Source organism: Streptomyces sp. NPDC002886 (genome assembly GCF_042888445.1).
Classification (GTDB): Bacteria; Actinomycetota; Actinomycetes; order Streptomycetales; family Streptomycetaceae; genus Streptomyces.
The window spans coordinates 96,098-116,954 of record NZ_JBIAPV010000005.1; the positions used below are offsets into that span (position 1 = coordinate 96,098).

The 20,857-nt window shown below is 73.6% G+C and carries 15 protein-coding genes and 1 pseudogene; 5 read left to right on the forward strand and 11 right to left on the reverse strand.

All coding sequences use genetic code 11. The annotated features are described in order from the left end of the window. Nucleotides 1-65 precede the first annotated feature (65 nt). The 5 genes and pseudogenes from ACFYYB_RS23915 to ACFYYB_RS23935 form a co-directional block, all read left to right on the forward strand. Nucleotides 66-923 (forward strand): LytR/AlgR family response regulator transcription factor, encoded by an 858-nt coding sequence (locus ACFYYB_RS23915; protein WP_389437316.1) that lies wholly within the window; start codon nucleotides 66-68, stop codon nucleotides 921-923. Nucleotides 924-1,106: 183 nt separating this feature from the next. After that, nucleotides 1,107-1,382, forward strand: a complete 276-nt coding sequence (locus ACFYYB_RS23920) for a hypothetical protein (protein ID WP_250741408.1) — start codon at nucleotides 1,107-1,109, stop codon at nucleotides 1,380-1,382. Between the two features lie 155 nt (nucleotides 1,383-1,537). Beyond that, nucleotides 1,538-3,343: a cation acetate symporter gene (locus ACFYYB_RS23925; RefSeq protein ID WP_389437317.1), complete on the forward strand. Its 1,806-nt coding sequence runs from the start codon at nucleotides 1,538-1,540 to the stop codon at nucleotides 3,341-3,343. Further along, nucleotides 3,340-4,575 carry a histidine kinase gene (locus ACFYYB_RS23930; protein WP_389437318.1) on the forward strand — a complete coding sequence of 412 codons (1,236 nt, stop codon included), beginning with the start codon at nucleotides 3,340-3,342 and terminating at the stop codon, nucleotides 4,573-4,575. Before ACFYYB_RS23925 ends, ACFYYB_RS23930 begins: the two co-directional genes overlap by 4 nt. 56 nt (nucleotides 4,576-4,631) lie before the next feature. After that, nucleotides 4,632-7,562 (forward strand): annotated as a pseudogene (locus ACFYYB_RS23935) (AAA family ATPase); the annotation flags it as partial. Nucleotides 7,563-7,598: 36 nt separating this feature from the next. On the opposite strand, the gene ACFYYB_RS23940 reads toward ACFYYB_RS23935, so the two are convergent. The 11 genes from ACFYYB_RS23940 to ACFYYB_RS23990 all read right to left on the reverse strand — a co-directional run bounded on the left by ACFYYB_RS23940 (nucleotide 7,599) and on the right by ACFYYB_RS23990 (nucleotide 20,856). Continuing rightward, nucleotides 7,599-8,168: a sigma-70 family RNA polymerase sigma factor gene (locus ACFYYB_RS23940; protein WP_389437319.1), complete on the reverse strand. Its 570-nt coding sequence runs from the start codon at nucleotides 8,166-8,168 to the stop codon at nucleotides 7,599-7,601. A 279-nt stretch (nucleotides 8,169-8,447) separates the two neighbouring features. Then, nucleotides 8,448-9,245: a VOC family protein gene (locus tag ACFYYB_RS23945; RefSeq protein ID WP_389437320.1), complete on the reverse strand. Its 798-nt coding sequence runs from the start codon at nucleotides 9,243-9,245 to the stop codon at nucleotides 8,448-8,450. Between the two features lie 143 nt (nucleotides 9,246-9,388). After that, nucleotides 9,389-10,831 carry a GuaB1 family IMP dehydrogenase-related protein gene (locus ACFYYB_RS23950; protein WP_389437321.1) on the reverse strand — a complete coding sequence of 481 codons (1,443 nt, stop codon included), beginning with the start codon at nucleotides 10,829-10,831 and terminating at the stop codon, nucleotides 9,389-9,391. A gap of 136 nt (nucleotides 10,832-10,967) precedes the next feature. Then, nucleotides 10,968-12,206, reverse strand: a complete 1,239-nt coding sequence (locus ACFYYB_RS23955) for an XdhC family protein (protein WP_389437322.1) — start codon at nucleotides 12,204-12,206, stop codon at nucleotides 10,968-10,970. Further along, a complete protein-coding gene (locus ACFYYB_RS23960; RefSeq protein WP_389437323.1) occupies nucleotides 12,206-13,531 on the reverse strand; it encodes an IS701 family transposase in 1,326 nt (441 codons plus the stop codon). Before ACFYYB_RS23960 ends, ACFYYB_RS23955 begins: the two co-directional genes overlap by 1 nt. Before the next feature lie 72 nt (nucleotides 13,532-13,603). Next, a complete protein-coding gene (locus ACFYYB_RS23965; RefSeq protein ID WP_327307757.1) occupies nucleotides 13,604-14,251 on the reverse strand; it encodes a TMEM175 family protein in 648 nt (215 codons plus the stop codon). 101 nt (nucleotides 14,252-14,352) lie between these two features. After that, nucleotides 14,353-14,694: a nuclear transport factor 2 family protein gene (locus ACFYYB_RS23970; RefSeq protein WP_243334431.1), complete on the reverse strand. Its 342-nt coding sequence runs from the start codon at nucleotides 14,692-14,694 to the stop codon at nucleotides 14,353-14,355. An 84-nt stretch (nucleotides 14,695-14,778) separates the two neighbouring features. Continuing rightward, on the reverse strand, nucleotides 14,779-16,281 hold the full coding sequence (locus tag ACFYYB_RS23975; RefSeq protein WP_389437324.1) for an ATP-binding protein: 1,503 nt from the start codon (nucleotides 16,279-16,281) through the stop codon (nucleotides 14,779-14,781). Continuing rightward, nucleotides 16,278-17,579: an MFS transporter gene (locus tag ACFYYB_RS23980; RefSeq protein ID WP_389437325.1), complete on the reverse strand. Its 1,302-nt coding sequence runs from the start codon at nucleotides 17,577-17,579 to the stop codon at nucleotides 16,278-16,280. Before ACFYYB_RS23980 ends, ACFYYB_RS23975 begins: the two co-directional genes overlap by 4 nt. Before the next feature lie 35 nt (nucleotides 17,580-17,614). Then, nucleotides 17,615-18,442 carry an FAD binding domain-containing protein gene (locus tag ACFYYB_RS23985; RefSeq protein WP_389437326.1) on the reverse strand — a complete coding sequence of 276 codons (828 nt, stop codon included), beginning with the start codon at nucleotides 18,440-18,442 and terminating at the stop codon, nucleotides 17,615-17,617. After that, the gene (locus ACFYYB_RS23990) at nucleotides 18,439-20,856 is read right to left on the reverse strand and encodes a xanthine dehydrogenase family protein molybdopterin-binding subunit (RefSeq protein WP_389437327.1); all 2,418 of its coding nucleotides are present in this window, start codon (nucleotides 20,854-20,856) and stop codon (nucleotides 18,439-18,441) included. Before ACFYYB_RS23990 ends, ACFYYB_RS23985 begins: the two co-directional genes overlap by 4 nt. Nucleotide 20,857 lies beyond the last annotated feature (1 nt).

The window sequence follows — 20,857 nt, forward strand, 5'->3', positions numbered from 1 at the left end:
CCTCCCCCCGGGGCGGGGGCCGCGCACCGTTTCGCCCCGCGCGGGCGGAACCTAGACTCCGCATCATGCTGCGCGTACTGGCCGTCGACGACGAGAAGCCCCTGCTCGAAGAGCTCCTCTACCTGTTGCGTTCGGACCCCCGGGTACTCAGCGCCGAGGGCGCCTCGGACGCCACCGAGGCGCTGCGCCGGATCACCCGGGCACTGGAGAGCGGCCCCGACGGGGCCGACGTCATCGACGTGGTCTTCCTCGACATCCACATGGCGGGGCTGACCGGGCTGGACATCGCCCGGCTGCTGGCCGGGTTCGCGCGGCCCCCGCTGATCGTCTTCGTCACCGCGCACGAGGGGTTCGCCGTACAGGCCTTCGACCTCAAGGCCGTGGACTACGTGCTCAAGCCGGTCCGGCCGGAGCGGCTGGCCGAGGCCGTGCGGCGGGCCTGGGAGCAGTCCGGCCGGACCGGGGAGCGGGCCGCGACGGCCGCCCCCGAGGCCGTGCCCGCCGCCGAGTCCCCCGGCGCCCCCGTGGCGGCGGTCCCCGCCGCGCGCGGCGGGGAGCGCGCCCCCGACCGGGCCCCCGACCGCGCGCCCGATCAGATCGCCGTCGAACTGGGCGGCGTCACCCGCTTCGTGGCGATCGCGGACATCGCGTACGTGGAGGCCCAGGGCGACTACGCCCGGCTGCACACCGACGAGGGCACCAGCCATCTGGTGCGGATCCCGCTGGCCACGCTGGAGGAGCGGTGGGCGGCGCGCGGCTTCGTCCGCATCCACCGCCGCCACCTGGTCGCCCTGGCCCGCATCGACGAACTGCGCCTGGACTCCGGGACCACCACGGTCCGCGTCGGTTCGGCCGAGCTCCAGGTGAGCCGCAGACACACACGGGAGCTGCGGGACCTGCTGATGCGCCAGGCGATGAGCTGAACCACCCCGGGTTTCGGGGAGGGGCGGGGTCGCGCCGACCGTCCGGCGCGGCGGCGGACCGTTCACCGTGCGGGCGGGGGCGTACGGCGATCCGCCCGGACCGTCGGCCGCAGCGCGGGCCGCTGCGCCCGTCCGGGCGGATCCCCGCGGGTATCGTGGATCTTCGGCCCCGGGAGGTGGCAGATGTCCGAAATCCAGGCGCTGCTCGACGCGCTGACCGGACTGCCGCGCACCCGCCCGGCCGGTCCCGCCGAGGCCGAGGTGCTGCTGGCCCGGCTGCGGAGCGCGGCCGCCCGCTGGGCCGACGTCCTGTACGAGGCCCACGAGGGCGCGTACGGACATCTGCCGCCCCGGGCCGAGGCGGCCCTGACGCTGGCTTTCCGGCGCGCCGAGGAATCGTACGTGGAGCTGGAGATCGCCCTGCGGGACTGCGCGGAGCACCGCGATCCCGCCCGCTGAGCCATATCCGGCCTGACCTGCCGGGGCCTGTCGCCAAAGGACCTGTCGCCCGGTCCGGGGGCGTGCGTAGACTCCCGGAGCCCCGGCATACGGCCGGGACCCGACACCGCCGCCGGGCCGCGCCGCGCGCCCGCGCCCCAGCGACAGGACCGCCGGTGAACCAGACGTACGCGCTGACCGCGGTCGCCGTCGTCGTCCTGGTCACGGTGCTGGTCGGCGCGCTGGGCCTGCGGATCTCCCGTACCACCTCGGACTTCTACGTCGCTTCGCGCACGGTCGGCCCGCGCCTCAACGCGGCGGCCATCGGGGGCGAGTACCTCTCGGCGGCCTCCTTCCTCGGCGTGGCCGGGCTGGTGCTGCTCCAAGGGCCGCAGATGCTCTGGTACCCGGTGGGCTACACCGCCGGGTACCTGGTGCTGCTGGTGCTGGTCGCGGCGCCGCTGCGCCGCTCGGGCGCGTACACGCTGCCCGACTTCGCCGAGGCCCGGCTCGAATCGCAGGCGGTGCGCCGGATCGCGGTGCTGTTCGTGCTCGGCGTCGGCTGGCTGTACCTGCTGCCGCAGCTCCAGGGCGCGGGGCTGACCCTGGAGATCCTGACCGGGGCCCCGCACTGGGTGGGCGGGGTGGTCGTCGCCTGTGTGGTGACGGCGGCCGTGGCGGCCGGCGGGATGCGGTCCATCACCTTCGTGCAGGCCTTCCAGTACTGGCTGAAGTTCACCGCCCTGCTGGTGCCCGCCTTCTTCCTGCTGGCGGCCTGGGCCGGGGACGGCGCCCCGCGCGCCTCCTTCGACGCCCCGGCGGTGTTCCGCGAGCACACCGCCGTCACGCTGGCCGAGGACGTACGGCTGTCCCTGGACGCGCCGCTGACGGTGACGGTGAGCGGGCAGGTCGACGGGCGGGCGTACACGGGGCAGTCCGTGACCCTCGGCGCCGGGCAGCATTCCGTACGGGCGCACGCGCGGCTGGAGTTCGCCCCGGACTCCACGGTGCCGCAGGGCCGGGCGGAGTCCGGACCCGGGGTGTCGAGCTGGTCGGAGCCGCTGTCCGGGGACCGGCCCGAGCTGCGGCTGTACGCGACGTACGGGCTGATCCTGGCCACCTTCCTCGGGACCATGGGGCTGCCGCACGTCGCGGTGCGCTTCTACACGAGCCCGAACGGCCGGGCGGCGCGGCGCACCACGCTGGTGGTGCTCGGCCTGGTCGGCGCCTTCTACCTGCTGCCGCCGGTGTACGGGGCGCTGGGCCGGATCTACGCCCCGGAGCTGGCCCTGACCGGGGAGGGGGACGCGGTGGTGCTGGTGCTGCCGGCCCGGGTGGTGGGCGGGCTCGCCGGGGAACTGCTGGGGGCCCTGCTGGCGGGGGGCGCGTTCGCGGCGTTCCTGTCCACGGCTTCGGGGCTGACGATGGCGGTGGCGGGGGTGCTGCATCAGGACGTGCTGCCTTCGCGCGGGGTACGGAGCTTCCGGGTCGCGGTGCTGGTCGCGATCCTGGTGCCGCTGGCCGGGAGCGTGGCGGTGACGGAGGTGCCGGTGGCGGACGCGGTGGGGCTGGCCTTCGCGGTGTCGGCGTCCTCGTTCTGCCCGCTGCTGGTGCTGGGGATCTGGTGGCGCGGGCTGACCCCGCCGGGGGCGGTGGCCGGGCTGGTGACGGGGGGCGGCGCGGCGCTCAGCGCGGTGCTGGCGACGCGGGCCGGGCTGGCGCCGGCGGGGTGGGCGAACACGCTGCTGGCATGGCCGGCGGTGTGGTCGGTCCCGCTGGGCTTCCTGACGATGGTGGTGGTGTCGATGGGTACGCGCGGGCGGATCCCGCCGAACACGGCGGCGACGCTGGCACGGCTGCACCTGCCGGAGGACGTGGCGGAGTCGGGCCCCGCGGCCGGCGAAGCCGGGGGTACGGGTACAGCCACGGGCGCCGGCCGGGTCGGCTCCGCCGCGCCCTCCGGAAAGGGCGGTGCTCCATGACCGGAGCACTGCTCTCGGTGCTCGGCGCGGCCGGCGGGGCGCTGCTGCTCGGGCTCGGCTGGATCGGCGGCCGCCGGCAGGCCCGGCGCGGTGAGCGGGCCCTCGGCCTCGACCTCGGCACCCCCGTCGAACGGGCCACCTTCCACACCCTGCACACCGCCTCCCTCGCCGCTCCCCCACTGCGCGCCGGCCTCACCGAGGACGCCGCCCGCAAGGCCGCCAAGCGGCTGCGCTCCCTCCTCGGCACCGAGGCCCTGTGCCTCACCGACCGCGCGCACGTGCTCGCCTGGGACGGCCCGGGCGCCGATCACCACGAGCGCCGTGCGATGGCCCGGGTCGCGGTGATGCTCGACTCCGGGCGCAGCCAGAGCGTGCGCACCGAGTGCGAGCGGCCCGACTGCCCCCTCAAATGGGCCGTGATCGCCCCGCTGACCGGCGAGGACGGGATGCTGGGCGCGCTGGTGGCCTACGGGTCGCGGGAGTCGGCGGTGCTGGTGCGGGCCGCCACCGAGGTCGCGCGCTGGGTGTCCGTACAGCTGGAGCTGTCCGAGCTGGACCGCTCGCGGACCCGGTTGATGGAGGCCGAGATCAAGGCGCTGCGCGCGCAGATCTCCCCGCACTTCATCTTCAACTCCCTGGCGGCGATCGCCTCGTTCGTGCGCACCGATCCGGAGCGGGCCCGGGACCTGCTGCTGGAGTTCGCGGACTTCACCCGCTACTCCTTCCGGCGGCACGGGGAGTTCACCACGCTGGCCGAGGAGTTGCGGTCCATCGAGCAGTACCTGGCGCTGGCCGGGGCCCGGTTCGGGGAGCGGCTCAAGCTGACCCTGCAGGTGGCGCCCGAGGTGCTGCCGGTGGCGCTGCCCTTCCTGTGCCTGCAGCCACTGGTGGAGAACGCCGTCAAGCACGGGCTGGAGGACTCCACCGAGGAGTGCCGGATCACCATCGCGGCCCGGGACGCGGGCGCGGAGGCGCTGATCACCATCGAGGACAACGGCGTCGGCATGGATCCGTCCCTGCTGCGCCGGATCCTGGCCGGGGAGCAGCCGGGCGCCTCCTCCGGCATCGGGCTGCCGAATGTGGACGAGCGGCTGCGCCAGGTCTACGGGGACGGCCACGGGCTGGTCATCGAGACGGGCGTGGGCGCGGGCATGAAGATAACGGTCCGCATTCCCAAATACCGTGCGGGGGTGCACAGTTCGGCCCCATCTGGCCGAATTCCCCGGCGCTGACCGGCCCGCGGCCTGCCATCCTGGAGGGGGCGCGAACGACCGGAGGGATCGCCGACGTGCGGGTCGGGCGAGAACAGCACCGCGACGCATGCCGTACCGCGTTACGGACATGGGTGCGGACGGGCGCGGAGGGCGGCGGAGCCTGCCTGCTCGTGGAGGGGGAGCCGGGCGCGGGGCGCACCTCCTTCCTGCGCGAGGCGCTGGCGGACGCGGCCGCGCTCGGCTGCCGGGTCCGGTACGGGGCCGCCGAGTCCCTGGGCACGGGACTTCCGCTGCGCGCGGCGCTGGACTGCCTGCATCCGGTCGGCCCCGGGCGGGCGCGGGCCCTGGCGCTGCTCCGGGAGTCCGCCCGGTCGGCCGAGCCCGGCGGGGCTCTGCTGGCGGCGGTGGACCTGCTGGCCGCCGACGTGGAGGAGTGGTGCGCACGGCGGCCACTGCTGCTGGCCCTGGACGACCTCCAGTGGGCGGATCCGGCCTCGCTGCTGCTGTGGCGCCACCTCGCACGGGCCGCGCAGCGGCTGCCGCTGCTGCTCCTGACGGCCCGGCGGCGGCTGCCCCGGCGGCCCGAGGTGGAGGAACTGAGCGCCGCTCTGGGCGGCGGGCCGGGCGGGCGCACGCTCCGGCTGGAGCCGCTGACCGGGGCGGAATCGGCGGAGCTGGTAAGCGAGTTGCTGGGCGCGGCCCCCGGCCCCCGGCTGCGGGAGGCCGCCGGGCACGCGGGCGGCAATCCCCGGCTGCTGCGGGAGTTGCTCGCCCACTGGTCCGGCATCATCGACGTCCATGGCGATCGCGCGGAACTCACCCTCCCCGTCGAGGACTTGCCGCCACCACCGGAGTCGGCGACGCGGGAACTGTCCCGGCTCCCCGCGGCGGCCGTGGCCACGCTCCGCCAGGCCGCCCTGCTCGGACCGGCCTTCACGGCGCGCGAACTGGCCCTCGTACGGACCCTCCCGGTCCGCGACCTGCTCGCGGACCTGGAGGCCCCCCTCCTGACCGGGGTCCTGGAACCGGGCACCCTGCCCGCCGGGCTCCCGGCCGGCGGCGACGCCCTGCGGTTCCGGCAGCCGGCCGTGCGCCTCGCCCTGTACGCGGAACTGCCTCGGGCCGCCCGCAGCGCCCTCCACCAGGACGCCGCGCGGGCCTTCGCCGAGGCGGGGCTCGATCCCGACCGGACCGCGGGACAGCTGCTGGCCGGCGGGGAACTGGACCCCTGGGCGGTGCGCTGGACGGCGGAGTCGGCGCAGGCGCTGATCGCGGTGGCCCCCGAAGCGGCGGCGGCCCTGCTGGCCCGGGCCGTGAAACAGAGCACGGAACAGGGCCCGGGGCAGAACCCCGGCCAGACCGCGGGCCAGACCGCAGACCATGCCGCGGACCAGGCCGCGGGACGGACACCGGAACAGGACACCGAACGGTCCCCGAGGCGCACACCGGAACAGGACACGGAACAGGCCCTGCGGCGAACCCCGGCGCAGGTTGCGGGGCCGCCCCGGGATCAGGACACGGACCGGTTCCACGAGGCCCTGGAGGACGGGCTCGCCGATGCCGCGCTGATACTGCGACGGCCCGAGTCCGTGGGGCTGCTCGGCACCCTGCGGGATCGGGCGCGGGATCCCGGGCGACGGGCCGCGCTCGCCTTCAAGCTGGTGTCGGCGCTGATGATCCAGGGCGACATGGCCCGCTCCCTGGAGGTCACCGAGGAAGCCTTGGCCGAGGCGCCCCAAGCCGCCCCCGATGTGAGCATGCGGTTGCGGCTGGAGGCGTGTCGGGTGTTGGCGTTGGCCGATCTGCGTCGGCCCGAGGAGGCGTACGCGCTGGCCGGGCCGCTGGTCGCCCGGGCTCGGGTGCTTGGTGATCCGCTGTGTGGGGCCGAGGTCGAACACGCCATGTCCTTCGCACTGTTCCACCTGAACCGGGGCCGCGAGTCGCTGCGTCACGTCGCGGCCGGGATCGCGCACGCCCGCCGCAGCCCGGCCGCCAACGACATGCGGCTGCTGCTGCTCGCCAACCAGGCCGAGGGCCGGCTGCGGTTCGGCGAGCCGCGCGCCGCAGCGGAGGCGCTGCGCGAGGCCCGGCAGTTGGCGGCCCGGACCGGTTCGACGGGCCGGCTCGTGGTGACGGAGGCCCTGCTGGCCGATCTCCGCTACCGGCTCGGCGACTGGGACGCCGCACTGGCCGGCCTCGCCCGGGCACGGCGCATGCCCGTCTCGGACGTCTGGCTCCCGGTGCTGACCCGCGGGCTGCGCGCCCTGATCCTGGGCCACCGGGGCGAACAGGAGGCCTCGCGAGCGGAGTTGGCCGCGCTCGGCCCGGACGCGTACGAGCCGCCCGCGGCCCGCCGGCACACCGCGCACGTGCTGCTGGCCCGCGCCCTGCTGGCGGAGCGCGACGGGAACCCGCGCGCCGCGCTGGAGGCGCTGCTGCCCGCGTTGGAGGACGGCGTGGACGAGGCGGTGGCCTTCGACCGTCCCTGGGCGCTGTCGGAGGCCGTCCGGCTCGCGCTGGAGGACCGGGACACCGGTACGGCCCGGTCGGCGCTGGCCGCCTGCGCCCGCACGGCGGCGGCGCTGCCGGAGCAGCCGGGTCCGGCGCTGGCGCTGCTGCGCTCCCGCGGGCTGTTCGCGCAGGACCCGGACCTGCTGGAGCGGACGGCGGCGCTGGCGCGGGGCGGGCTGGTGGCGGGCCAGACGCTGGAGGACCTGGCGGTGGCCCGGGCCTGGCACGGGGACCTGCCGGGCGCGCGGTCGGCGCTGACCGGAGCCGTGGCCTCGTACGAACTCCTGGGCGCCCGGTGGGACATCGCGCGGGCCGACGCGCGGCTGCGGAGCCTGGGGGTGCGGCGGGGCAGCCGGGCGGCCCGACGGCGGCCGGCGCGGGGGTGGGAGGCGCTGACTCCGGCGGAGCTGAAGGTGGCGCTGCTGGTCGCGCGGGGCCGGACGAACCCGGAGATCGCCTCGGCGCTCTTCCTGTCCCGCCGGACCGTCCAGACCCACGTCTCGCACATCCTGGCGAAGCTGGAGGTCCGCTCACGCGCGGAGGTGGCCGTCATCGTAGCCGGGCAGGAGGGCGCGCAGGGCCCGCAGGGCGTAGTACGTACGGGACTTGACCGTCCCGGCGGGTACTCCGAGCGCCTCGGCGGCCTCGCAGACACTGGCCCCGCGGAAGTAGATCTGGAGGAGGACGGCCCGGTGATCGGGGCTGAGTGAGCGCAGGGCGTCGCGGACGTCGAGGACGGCCACGGACCGCTCGGTGCGGTCCTCGTCGGCGGGCGACTGCTCCAGCCCGTCGGGCCCGACCTCGGCGGGGCGCGACAGGCGGGCCCGGCGGGCGTCGATGGCCACGCGCCGGGCGACGGTGTACAGCCAGGGCCGCATGGAGGCGTGGGCACCGTTCTCCAGGGCTTGCGGGTTCTTCCAGGCGCGGAAGAGGGTCTCCTGGACGAGGTCCTCGGCCCGGTGGTTGTCACCGAACGTGAGCCCGAGGAGGAATCCGTGGAGGGCTTTGCCGTGCTCCCGCTCCAGCCGGGCGAGGGCGTACGCGTCGGTGCGGCGGCGGGGGACCGTGATGATGCCGGCGGTCGCGAACATGGGCGACATGGGCTACCCCTTCCGGGTCGGGGATGCGCGTCGGGATGCGGGTCGGGATACAGCCGGCACGCGGGTGGGGATGCACCGAGCGTGCCGGACCGCGCGCGCGGAGTCATCCGCCGCCTGACGTATCCCGCCGCACCCTGCGCCCACCGGTCGTCCCCCGTCGGTGAACGGTCGTCCCCCGGGGTGCGGCGGCGGGCGGGGCGGTACGCGAACGGCCCCGCTCACCGTCCGGTCGGACGGCGGCGGGGCCGCGGTGAGGTGTCGCGGTGAGGATGAGGGGGTTCAGTCCCGGGACGGGGTCAGCACCACGAAGTCGGCGTTCGACGGGTCGAGGCAGACGGCCAGCCGGCCGACGCCCTCGGCGTCGGCGGGACCCATCTGCACGCTGCCCCCGCGCCCGGTGACCTCGGCGACCGCGGCGTCACAGTCGGTGACGTGGAAGACCGGGTGCCAGTACGGCCGGCCGCCGGCCACCGCGAGGTCCTCCGCGGAGAGTTCCATGAGCCCGCCCTGCATGCTCCCCTCGGAGTGCCCGGCGGGGGTGATCAGGGTGTACGTGCCCTCGCCGCCCGGCATCTGCATATCGCTGAACTGCCAGCCGAAGACGCTCCCGTAGAAGGTCCGGGCGGCCGCGGCGTCACTCGTGTACAGCTCGGTCCAGGACAGCGATCCCGGCTGGTCCACGAGGTCGACGCCCTTGTTGTCGCCCGGCTGCCAGACGGCGAACTGGCCGCCCAGCGGATCGCTGAACTGCGCCATCGTGCCCCACGCGTCGAGCTTCCTCGGCTCTACCCGGACGGTGCCGCCGGCCTCGCGGACGGCGCGGGTCGTGGCCTCGGCGTCGGGGACGCTGTAGTAGATCATCCAGGCGGGGCGGGCGCCTTCCTCGGTGAGCTTGCCCAGCCCGGCGACGGTCTTCCCGTCCTTCTGGAACATGCCGCCTTCCATGTCCTCCCCCGCGCCCATGGACTCGTAGTCCCACCCGAGGACCGCTCCGTAGAAGGCCGCGGCCGCGGGGACGTCGGGTACGCCGAGGTCCAGCCAGCAGGGGGAGCCGGGGACGAAGTCAGTGGTGATCATGGCGACTGCCTTTCGCGGATCGGGTACGACCAGCGTGGCATCCGGCACCCGCCCCCGCCCGTCGGTCCACGGGCGGCTCGGGCGGCGGACAGCACTGCGCCGGGGTCCCCGTGGGGACCCCGGCGCAGTGGTGTGTCGAGCGACTAGCTCCAGCTGGCGTGCAGCGGCTTGCCCTCGGCGTAGCCCGCCGCGGACTGGATGCCGACGACGGCCTTCTCCTCGAACTCCGCGAGGGAGGCCGCACCGGCGTAGGTGCAGGAGGAGCGGACGCCCGCGATGATCGAGTCGATCAGGTCCTCGACGCCCGGGCGGGCCGGGTCCAGGAACATCCGCGAGGTGGAGATGCCCTCCTCGAAGAGACCCTTGCGGGCGCGGTCGTAGGAGGACTCCTCCGAGGTGCGGTTCTGGACCGCGCGCGCGGAGGCCATGCCGAAGGACTCCTTGTACAGGCGGCCGTCGGCCGACTGCTGCAGGTCGCCCGGGGACTCGTACGTACCGGCGAACCAGGAGCCGATCATGACGTTCGACGCACCGGCGGCCAGCGCCATCGCCACGTCGCGCGGGTGCCGGACGCCGCCGTCGGCCCAGACGTGCTTGCCGTGCTTCTTCGCCTCGGCCGCGCACTCCAGCACCGCGGAGAACTGCGGGCGGCCGACACCGGTCATCATGCGGGTGGTGCACATGGCGCCGGGGCCCACACCGACCTTGATGATGTCGGCGCCGGCGTCGATCAGGTCCTTGACGCCCTCGGCGGCGACGATGTTGCCGGCCACGATCGGGACCTGCGGGTCAAGGGCGCGGACGGCCTTGATCGCGCTGATCATCGATTCCTGGTGGCCGTGCGCGGTGTCGATGACGAGCGTGTCGACGCCCGCGTCGAGCAGCTGCTTGGCCTTCGACACGAAGTCCCCGTTGATGCCGACGGCGGCGGCGATGCGCAGCTTGCCGTTGGCGTCGGTGGCGGGGGTGTACAGGGTCGCGCGCAGCGCGGCCTTGCGGGTGAGGATGCCGACGAGCTTGCCGTCCTTGTCGACGGCCGGGGCCAGCTTGCGGTGGCCGGCGTCGAGCTTGGTGAAGGCCTCGCGGGGGTCGATGTCGGCGTCGATGAGCAGGAGCTCCTTCGACATGACCTCGGAGAGCTGGGTGAAGCGGTCCACGCCGGTCAGGTCGTGGTCGGTGACGACGCCCACCGGGCGGCCGTCCGCGTCGACGACGACGCCGGCGCCGTGCGCGCGCTTGGGCAGCAGGGACAGCGCGTCGGCGACGGTCTGGGTGGGGGCCAGCGTGATCGGGGTGTCGAGCACGAGGTGGCGGGTCTTCACCCAGGAGATCACGTCGGTGACGACGTCGATCGGGATGTCCTGCGGGATGACGACGATGCCGCCGCGGCGGGCGACCGTCTCGGCCATCCGGCGGCCGGCGATGGCGGTCATGTTGGCCACGACCAGCGGAATGGTGGTGCCGGTGCCGTCAGGCGCGGAAAGGTCGACGCCCTGCCGGGAACCGACCGCGGAGCGGCTCGGCACCATGAATACGTCGTCGTACGTCAGGTCGTACGGCGGCTTCAGGTCATTGAGAAAACGCACGTGCTGAACATCCCAGTCGTTCGGAGGTGACCCCGACAGGGCAGTCGAGGAACGCACGTACTTCATTCTCACACGACCTGGAGTTCACACCGCCCCGGCGAAACGTCCATGACATGTGGGGCCGGATGGTCGCTTCCTACGGGACCTTCGCCCTCCGAACGGGCGGTGGCGGGACGGCCCGGCCGCGGACGGGGCCGTGGAGGACGGGGTCCTGGGCGGGGCCGTGGACCGGGCCCTGGACCGGACCCCGGGCGGGGCCGTGGACCGGGCCCTGGATCCGGGCCAGCGGCAGAATCGTTCCCCCGTACCGCACGGCGGTGAACTCGGCGGCGATGGCGAGCGCGGTCTCCTCGGGGGTTCCCCCGCCGAGGTCCAGCCCGATCGGCGAGCGCAGCCGGGCCAGCGCGGCCGGCGCCACCCCCTCGGCCCGCAGCCGTCGGGCCCGGTCCTCGTGGGTGCGGCGCGAGCCCATGGCTCCGACGTACCCGAGCGGCAGGCCGAGCGCGAGCGTGAGCAGCGGGACGTCGAACTTGGCGTCGTGGGTCAGTACGCACACGGTCGTACGGGAATCCAGGCGGCCGCCCTCCCACTCCGCGGCCAGGTGCCGGTGCGGCCAGTCCACGACCACCTCGTCGGCGTCGGGGAACCGGGCGGCCGTGACGAAGACGGGCCGGGCGTCGCACACCGTGACCCGGTAGCCCAGGAAGGCGCCGACGCGGGTGAGGGCCGCGGCGAAGTCGATGGCCCCGTAGACCAGCAGCCGGGGCGGCTCCGCGGCCGATTCGACCAGGAGGGTCAGGGGCTGCCCGCAGAGCCCGCCCGCCGTGCCCAGCTCGGCGGTGCCGGTGCGGCCGGCCGCGAGCCAGTCCCGGACCCGCTCGGCGGCGGCCCGGTCCAGCTCGGCGCCCCCGCCGAGCCGGCCCTCGTAGGAACCGTCGGCGTGCACGGCGATGGCGCGGCCCAGCTGCTCCGGCGGCCCGCAGACCACCCGGCCCAGCGCGGAGCGGGCCCCGCCGCAGGCAGCGTCGAGCACGGCGCCGATGACGGGGCGCACGGGGTCGTGCCGGCGCACCGGGGTGATCAGGACGTCGAGGACTCCCCCGCAGGTCAGCCCGACCGCGAAGGCGTCGTCGTCGCTGTATCCGAAGCGGTGCACGCTGCTGCGCCCGGAGGTGATCGCCTCCAGGCACAGTTCGTGCACGGCCGATTCCACACAGCCCCCGGAGAGGGAGCCGAGGGCGGTGCCCCCGGTGTCGACGGCCAGCGAGGCGCCCGGACCGCGCGGCGCGCTGCCGCTGACGGCCACCACCGTGGCCACGGCGAAGTCCCGTCCGGCGGCGCACCACGCGCGTAGCTCTTCGGCGATGTCGAGCATCAGCGGATGTACTCGCGGCGCGGGCTCTGCCCGGGGATGACCGGTCTCGGCGGCAGCGCGGGAGGTCCGGCGGCATGTCCGGCGGCGTAGACGGCGGCGACCGCGCGGGTGGGGGCGGTCCGGACCGGGCCGGGGTACGCGTCGGGCTGTGACGGGTGGGGGCCCCGGCCGCGCGCGCCCAGCAGCATCGCGGCGTGGGCGACGCTGGCGAGGGTGGCGTGGTGGTGCCAGCCCCGGAAGGAGCGGCCCTCGAAGTCCCGGATTCCGGCGGGCTCGCAGACCTCGGTGAAATCGAGCGCGACCCGGTCCGTGAGTTTGGCGAGGAGGAACAGCTGCGCGAGCGGCCGGTCCCCGATGTTGGTGATCCAGAACTCCGTGGGCAGCAGGGCGGTCTCGGTCCAGGCCCCGACGAGCAGCAGCGGGGTGGGCGGCGCCGGTACGAGGCGGTCCTCACCGGGGGTGGCGAAGATGGCGGCCGAGGTGAGCAGGGTGACGGCTCCCTCGGCACGGCCGTGCCGGGTCCATTCGACGACCCGGCGCTGGGAGCGCAGGGAGTCGATGAGCTCGCGGGCCGGTGCGGTGTGCGGCCCGGGTTTGTGCCGGCCGGCCCCGCCGAAGGAGACGGGCAGGGTGCCGTCCACTTTGAATACGAAGGGGATGTCCTGCATCGCGAACGATTCGATGCACTGGGGCAGTTCGGCGTTGGAGACTTCCATCACCACGGGGCGGCGCTGGAGTTGCCAGGTGGCGGCCATGCGCTGGACCGCGTGTACCGCGTCCTGGGCGGGGGTGAGCGAGCGGGCCGTGTCGGGGATGCCGGCCCGCCGGCGCCGCAGGAGTTCCGCCGTCCAGGGCCCGGGGAGGGTGAGGGTCCATTCGACGGGGAAGCCCGCATCGCTGGAAGCGAGCCAGATCCCGCTGGCCTGCTGACAGTTGGCGGTGCGGCCCAGCTGGGGGACGAACTGCCGTCCTACGCCCACCGACCGGTCGCCGGCCTTCTCGATGACCATGGGCTGCACCACCCAGGCCAGCGGGCGCTGCGCGGTGCGTTCCAGGTGCTGGGCGAGGGAGCGGCGGACCGGGGTCCAGTCCCAGGGGGACTTGCTGATGAACTGCTGAAGGCTCTGCTCGACGGAACTGGCCCCGGTTCCGGCGATGTTACGAATTGTTTTCTTGCCGTTCGTCTGTACCAGGCCGTTCAGGTATACGCGGGCCCAGTTTCGCTGGTCCCGCCGGGGTAACGACTCGAAGAAGAGCGAGATCAGAACGTCGATCAATTCGGAGATTTCCTTCGTGGATTCCTCCGGCAGGACTACGCGAGCCATCTGGGCCTCCCCCGCGACCAGCTAGATCCATTACCCTACTTGACCGCGGAGAACGGCCGTAGGTCCCGGCGGCTACTTCCTGAGGTCGCTCGCAGTTTCGAGCCGCTCTTCCTCTACCACGAGGGGGATGGGGATCTGGTTCGCCGCATAGTAGAGCGCGATCAGGAAGTGTGCGACGAGAGTGAGCGGAGCCGAGAAGAAGGCCAGGACGACGGTGCACGGGTAGGCGATGGCACCCAGACCGAAGCGGACCCTGGTGGCTCGTGCGCCGTCCTTGTCCACCTGGTCGTGGAAAAGGTGTCCGACGCGGGTGACGTACCACCAGAAGGCCAGGAAGGCCAGGGCGTAGGCCACGGTGAGAAGGCTGTAGAGGACGGCGGCCGCGTTGGCCGATCCCCCCTCTTCCATGAGGTGTTCGGCGAGCACGTTGGTCGTGTACGGGACCACCGAGACGACCATCAGCACCAAGAGGTTCAGGAACAGCAAAGGACGGTCCACGCGTTTGATGTGACTGAAGATGGTGTGGTGGTTCACCCACATCACGCCGATGATGAGGAAACTCACCACATAGGCGGCGTAGTGCGGCCACTGCTCGCGCACTCCGTGCCAGAAGTCGGAGCCGGTTTCTTCCGGAACTTTCAATTCCAGGACAAGGATCGTGATGATGACCGCGAATACGCCATCACTGAATGCCTCGACCCGGCCGGTTTCCGTTTCCATGACCTCCCCTTCACGCTTCTTGCATATATCTACGGCTGTCGCACATACGGGGAGGGTGCACATCCCCACCCTCCCCGCACACGCTACCCAGATTTCCGCAATCAGCCGCCGAATCCGGCAGTCTGCCGCCAGATCCGGCCATCCCGGACGACGAGCGTCCCGAACGCGTGCTCCGGTTCCCCATTCAGGTTCATGATCGCCCGGTAGAAGATCGTGTCGTCGGTCTCGACGTACTCCTGGAGCTCCACGAGGGTGGGCTTCACCGTCAGGTAGCCGGTGAAGGTCTCGCGCACCGCGTCGATGCCGACGGAGACACCCTCGAAGCGCAACAGCACCGCGTCGTCGGTGTAGTTCTTCATGACCGCCTCGATGTCCAGCGCGGCGAGCGCGTCCATCTGCCGGACGAACACCGGGTGCAGCGTGGAGATGTCGTACTTGGGCATGTCGACTCCCTTTCAACTCTTCGATGGGGATGGAGCGATGGAACCTTTGGTTGGGGCAGGGGGTGGGGAACCACGGCTCGGGATCTACGGGTTGGGATCCACGGGTACGGCCGGCACCGCGCAGGACGGATCGGTCCCGGACAGCGGCAGCCGCACGGTCATCCGGGTCTCCCCCGGCCGCGAGCGGGCCGTGATCGAACCGTGGTGGCGCTGGGTCACGATGCGGTAGCTGAGGTGGAGGCCGAGGCCCGTGCCCTTGCCCACGTCCTTGGTCGTGTAGAAGGGTTCGAAGATCCTCGGCAAGGACTGCGCGGGGATGCCCGAGCCGGTGTCGGCGATCTCCACCACCATGCAGACGCCTTCGACCCGGGCCCGCAGGGTGAGGGTCCCGGCGCCCTCCATGGCCGCCGCGGCGTTGTCGACCAGGTTGGTCCACACCTGGTTCAGCTCGCTCGGATAGCCCGTCAGTTCGGGCAGGTCGGGGTCGTACGAGCGCACGATCCCGATCCCCGCGAGCTTGGCACGCAGCACGACCAGCGTGTTCTCCAGCCCTTCGGTCACCGCGAAGCGCTGCTCGGGGGCCCGGTCGAGATTGGCGTAATCCCGGGTCGCCGAAACGAGTTGGGAGATCCGCGGACCGGCCGCCCGCAGCTCGGCGGCGAGCGAGCGGATCTCCAGCAGGGCCGCCAGATGGTCCAGCGCCGCCGGCAGGGCGCGCTCGCCGACCCCCTCCAGCCGCTCCAGCAGCCCGCCCAGCTTCAGCCCGAGGTCGGAGACCCCCGAGCCCAGCAGCCCGGCCCGCTCCGCGCCCGCCTCCTCGGCCCAGTCGGCGATCTCCTCCTCGGCGTCCGCCTGGGCCAGCGGATCGGTGACCTCCGGCGGCGCCACCTTGTCCAGCTCGTCGGCGAGCTGGTCGAACACGGAGCGCTCGGCGGTCGTGGCGGCCGCGCCCCAGGCCTGGGCGGTGCGGGTGAGCTGGTCCAGGGCGGGCGCCAGTTCCTGCGCGGCCCGGGCCACGGCGGCGGCGGGGTTGTTCAGCTCGTGCGCGAGGCCGGCCGCCAGGGTGCCCAGCGCTTCGACGGTGGCCCGTTTGCGGGCCTGGACCTCGGAGGACTTGATGCGCCAGGCCAGTACGGGGATCAGTACGGCGGCCACCCCGTGGCAGCGGGTCAGCATCTCGAAGAAGACCGGCTTCGCGTACGCCACCACGGTGGTGGCCGGCCCGCTCGCGGCGGCCGTGGCCACGTTCGCCCCGTCCGTCAGCAGGGGGAGCTCGCCGGTGAACCGGTGTGCGGCCGAGGGTTTGCCGTCGTGGTCCTCGGCGGCCGCGCTCTCCTCCTCGGTGGAGTGCCGGGTCAGGACCTCCTCGCGGCCGTCGACGACCTTGGTGACCACGAGGCCCCCGGAGAGCAGGACGTGGAAGCCCGTGGCCTCCTCCCCGTCCCGGAACAGGACCTCGCCGTCGGCGAGCACCCTCGGTTCGGAGACCGAGACCAGCCAGTCCAGCTGCTCCTCGGTGAGGCCCTCGAAGATCTCCAGCCCGCGCAGGGCGGTGCGCAGCGCGGCGGTGCCCGGGGAACCGGTCATGCGGTGCTCCCTTCCGTCCTGTTCCGGGCCGCCAGCCGCAGGGTGGCCAGCAGGGCCAGGGCGCACACCGCGGCGACGGTGGCCATGAAGCCGACCGAGGTGCGGTGCAGTCCGTGGATGTTGGTGAGCAGTCCGGCCAGCACCGCCGGCACGCTCATCGCGAGGTAGGCGAACACGTAGACGGCCGCGGTCAGTTCGCCCCGGTGGGCCGGCTCGGCCAGTGCGCTCAGGGCGCGGAAGGAGCCGAGGAAGGCGGCGCCCCAGCCGGCTCCGAGGACGGCGGTGGCCACGAGGAACACGGGGGCCGAGCCGAGCCCGAGCGCGAGGAGCACCAGGCCCAGCCCGCCCAGCAGCCCGAGCAGGCCGAGGACGGCGGTGCGCAGGGCCTCGGTGCGGCCGAGCAGGAGCTGGGCGGCGGTGGCGGCTCCGGCGAGGAGGGCCACGGTGGCGCCGCCGACGAGGTAGTTGGCGCTCTCGAGCAGGGACAGGGCCAGGTGCGGGCCGAGCGAGAGGTAGAACCCGCCGACCGACCAGACGGCCACGATGGTCAGGATCAGCACGGCGAAGCGGCCGCGCACGGCGGCGGGGATGTGGATCCGGTGGGGGGCCAGCTTGAAGCGGCCCCCGGCCGCCCCACCGGCTGCCCCACCCGCCGCCCGCCCCGGCGCGCTCTCCGCCATCCGGGCCACGCCGACCAGACAGACGGCGAAGGCCCCCACGAGCAGCACGTAGGTCAGGACGGTCGGCGCGGGTGCGTACTGCACCAGCAGCCCGGCCCCGAGGCCGCCGAGGCCGATGCCCACCGTCGGGCCGGCGCTGTTGACCTGGGCGCCGAGCGCGGGCCGCGACCGCGGAGCCAGTTCCAGCAGGGCGGCGCCCATGGCGCCCGTGGCCAGGCCCACCGCCAGCCCCTGTACGGCGCGGGCGGCGAGCAGCAGGCCGAGGCCCTGGGCCGCGGCGAACAGGACCATGGCGACGATCGCGAGGACCAGCCCCGCGGCGAGCACGGGCCGCCGGCCGAGGGTGTCGGACAGCGAGCCGAACAGCAGGAGTCCGGCGAGCACGGTGACGGCGTACAGGGCGAAGACCACCGTGATCATGCCGGAGGACAGGCCCCACTCCTGCTGGTAGAGCACGTAGAGGGCCGAGGGGACGGAGGAGGAGAGCATCAGCAGGACGAGGATCGCGCCCACCACCCAGAAGCCGGAGCCTCCCGGTGCGCCTGCGGAGCCGGCGGCTGGACGCAAGGTGACCCCCGTGGTGGTCGCGGACGGCGCGGTCCGTGCTGTCGTGGGCAACGGTTCCACTGCTTCAACTCCCCCGTCGTGGGCGGTCAGGCGGGTGCCTGCACGGCCCTCGTGAGCGCGCGGGCGGTGAGTACGCCCGCGAGGTGGCCGAGGTACTCGGCCGAGGTGCCGCGACCCGGGACGAACAGCTCCCGGGGCTCGGCGCGGAAGGCCGCGAGCACGTTCTGCGTGCTGTACGGGCCCTCCCCGATCCGTTCCTCGACCCCGCGCAGCCGCAGCGCGCGGGCGGTGGCCCCGGTGACCGCGATCCGCGGCCCGTCGGGGGTGATCCGTACGGCGGCGGCGCAGACCGGGTAGCGGGTCGCCCGGTCGGCGGTCTTCTCGAAGGCGGCGCCGCCGCCGGCCACCACCGGGACGAGCAGGGCGGTGATGACGGTGCCCGCCGGTACCCCGGAGGCGGCCAGCTCCTCGGCGGTGAGCGTCGACACCCCGCCGGGACCGGCCAGTTCGGCCGTGGCGCCGGCGGCGATGGCGGCGACGGGCAGGTCGGTGGCACGGCCGGTGGCGGCGAGGTTGCCCCCGGCGGTGCCGAGGTTGCGGACCTGGGGGTCGCCGTTGGCGCGGGCCGCGGCGGCGATCTCCGGCGCCCCGGCCAGTACCAGGGGATCCGCGGCCAGCTCGGCCAGGGTGGTCAGCGCACCGATCCGCAGCCCCCCGGGCACCGGCTCGACCCCCCGGAGCTCTTCCAGCCGGCGCAGGTCGACGAGCAGGGAGGCCCGCTCCTCCCCCGTGCGCAGGCCGGGCAGCAGGCTCTGCCCGCCGGCCAGCACCCGGGCGCCGGGCCGGCCGGCCAGCAGGGTCAGCGCCTCGTCGAGGCCGACGGGGCGTACGTAGTCGAAATCGGCGAGGATCACTGGGATTCCCCTCTCAGGCGGCGCCAGACCTTCTCGGGGGTGACGGGCATGTCGATGTGCTGGACGCCCAGGTCGGACAGGGCGTCGACGACGGCGTTGACGACGGCCGCGGCGGGCGGCACGGTGGCGATCTCGCCCGCGCCCTTGGCTCCCAGCGGGTTGTGCGGGGAGGGCGTGGTGGTCTTGTCGAGGGTGAAGAAGGGCGCGTCGATGGCGCGCGGCAGGGCGTAGTGGTTCAGGTCCCGGCTCACGAGCTGCCCGTCCGGGTCGTACTCGGCGTGCTCCATGAGGGCCTGGCCGAGGCCGTGCAGGATGCTGCCCTCGATCTGGCCGAGCACGATCTTCGGGTTGCCGATGTTTCCGGCGTCGTCGACGGCGGTGTAGGCCACCACCTCGGTCTCGCCGGTCAGTTCGTCGATCTCGACGACCGCCACGTGCGTCCCGAAGGGGTAGTTGAAGTCCGGCGGGTCGAAGTGGGTGGTCTCGTCGAGGGCGGGCTCGATCTCGGGCGGCAGTCCCCAGCCGTACCACATGGCCATCGCCAGCTCGGCGAAGGTCTTGGTGTTCTCCTCGTTGCCGTCCTCGAATACCTTGCCGTCCGCGTAGACCACCTTGTCCTCCGGGACGCCGAGGAAGACGGCGCCGGCCTTGACCAGCTTGCTCTTGATCTTCCGGGCGGTGAGGGCGATGGCCGGCGCGGCCATGCTGTAGGAGCGCGAGCCGTAAGTGCCCTGCCCGTACGGGGCCTTGAGCGTGTCCCCCTCGTACACCTGGACCGTCGCCGGGTCGATGCCGAGCTCGTCGGCGGCGACCTGCGCGAAGACGGTGCCGTGGCTCTGGCCGGTGGAGGCGGAGCCCACGGTGACGGTGACCTCGCCGGTGGGGTGGACGCGGATATTCGCGCTCTCCCAAGTGCCGCCGAGCATGCCCTCCTTGGACATCCGGGTGGAGGGGCCGACCCCGCAGATGGCCACGTAGGAGGCGATGCCGACGCCGAGCCGCTTGCCACGGGTGCGGGCCTCGGTCTTGCGGGCGGGCATGTCGGCATAGCCCGAGAGCTCGATGGCCCGGTCGAAGTTGAGCTGGTAGTCGCCCGAGTCGTAGGTCCAGCCGAGGCCGTTGTCGTACGGGAACTTCTCCTTCGGCACCAGGTTCCTGCGGCGCACCGCCGCCGGATCCATGCCGATCTCGGAGGCGTAGCGGTCCACGAGCCGCTCCATCAGGAACGCGGCCTCGGCCCGCCCGCTGCCGCGCTGGGCGCCGAGCGAGACGGTGTTGGTGAAGGCCGCGTAGACCTCGCAGAACGCCGCGTCGATGTCGTACATGCCGCTGATGGAGCGGCCCATCAGGGCGGTGGCGACACCGGGGCCGATGGTGGACGGGTAGGCGCCGAGGTTGGCGTAGCTGGTGCAGCGCACGGCGGTGATCCGGCCGTCGCGGGTGCCGGCCAGGGTGACGTGCTGGCGGTGGTCGCGGCCCTGGACGGTGGAGTTCATCAGCCCGGTGCGGGTGTCGACCCATTTCACGGGCCGGCCGAGCGCCTTGGAGAGCAGCAGGACCAGCGGCATGTCGGGGTACAGGTATCCCTTGGTGCCGAAGCTGCCGCCGACGGTCGGGGCGACGACCCGGAGCTTGTTGAAGGGGATGCCGAGGACCAGCGCGGAGAGCAGGAAGCGGTGGTTGTGCGGGCCCTGGGTGGAGGCGTACAGCGTGTACTCGCCGGTGGCGGGGTTGTAGTCGCCGACCGCGCCGCGCGGCTCGATGGGGCTGTTGATCGTCCGCTGGTTGACGAGGTCCAGCTCGACGGTGACCTCGGCCGCGGCGATGGCCGCGTCGGTGCGGTCCTTGTCGCCGCAGGTCCAGTACGCGTTCAGGTTGCCGGGGACGGCCTCGTGGAGCTGGGGGGCGCCTTCGGCGAGGGCCTCGTCGGCGCGGGTCACCACGGGCAGCGGCTCGTACTCGACGGAGATGGCCGCGAGCGCGGCGGCGGCCTGGCGCGGGGTCTCGGCGACGACCACGGCGACGGGGTCGCCGACGTGGCGCACGGTGTCGCCGGAGAGCACCGGGCGGGAGCCGGGAAGCCCGTAGGGGTGGGGCGGGAAGTGGCTCTCGACCCCGCCGGGTATCCAGATGCAGGGCAGCGGCATGACGTCGGTGAAGTCGGCCGCGGTGGCCACCTTCAGTACGCCCGGCAGCTGCTCGGCGGCCTTGGTGTCGATGGAGAGGACCTTCGCGTGGGCCACGGGGCTGCCGAGGATCGCCATGTGGGCGGTGCCCGGCAGGTCGATGTCCCCGACGTACGTGGCTTCTCCGCGCAGGAGCTGCGGGTCCTCGCGGCTGTCCAGCGGCTGTCCGAGCAGGCCGTTGCCCTGGATCGGCGCCTGGAGCGGGGTCTCCCCCGTGACTGCGGTCATC

Bases quoted from the DNA above. Each gene is read 5' to 3' on its own strand.
- ACFYYB_RS23915 (WP_389437316.1), top strand. From the start codon at position 66: ATGCTGCGCGTACTGGCCGTCGACGACGAGAAGCCCCTGCTCGAAGAG.
- ACFYYB_RS23920 (WP_250741408.1), top strand. From the start codon at position 1,107: ATGTCCGAAATCCAGGCGCTGCTCGACGCGCTGACCGGACTGCCGCGC.
- ACFYYB_RS23930 (WP_389437318.1), top strand. From the start codon at position 3,340: ATGACCGGAGCACTGCTCTCGGTGCTCGGCGCGGCCGGCGGGGCGCTG.
- ACFYYB_RS23940 (WP_389437319.1), bottom strand. From the start codon at position 8,168: ATGTCGCCCATGTTCGCGACCGCCGGCATCATCACGGTCCCCCGCCGC.
- ACFYYB_RS23945 (WP_389437320.1), bottom strand. From the start codon at position 9,245: ATGATCACCACTGACTTCGTCCCCGGCTCCCCCTGCTGGCTGGACCTC.
- ACFYYB_RS23955 (WP_389437322.1), bottom strand. From the start codon at position 12,206: ATGCTCGACATCGCCGAAGAGCTACGCGCGTGGTGCGCCGCCGGACGG.
- ACFYYB_RS23960 (WP_389437323.1), bottom strand. From the start codon at position 13,531: ATGGCTCGCGTAGTCCTGCCGGAGGAATCCACGAAGGAAATCTCCGAA.
- ACFYYB_RS23965 (WP_327307757.1), bottom strand. From the start codon at position 14,251: ATGGAAACGGAAACCGGCCGGGTCGAGGCATTCAGTGATGGCGTATTC.
- ACFYYB_RS23970 (WP_243334431.1), bottom strand. From the start codon at position 14,694: ATGCCCAAGTACGACATCTCCACGCTGCACCCGGTGTTCGTCCGGCAG.
- ACFYYB_RS23975 (WP_389437324.1), bottom strand. From the start codon at position 16,281: ATGACCGGTTCCCCGGGCACCGCCGCGCTGCGCACCGCCCTGCGCGGG.
- ACFYYB_RS23990 (WP_389437327.1), bottom strand. From the start codon at position 20,856: ATGACCGCAGTCACGGGGGAGACCCCGCTCCAGGCGCCGATCCAGGGC.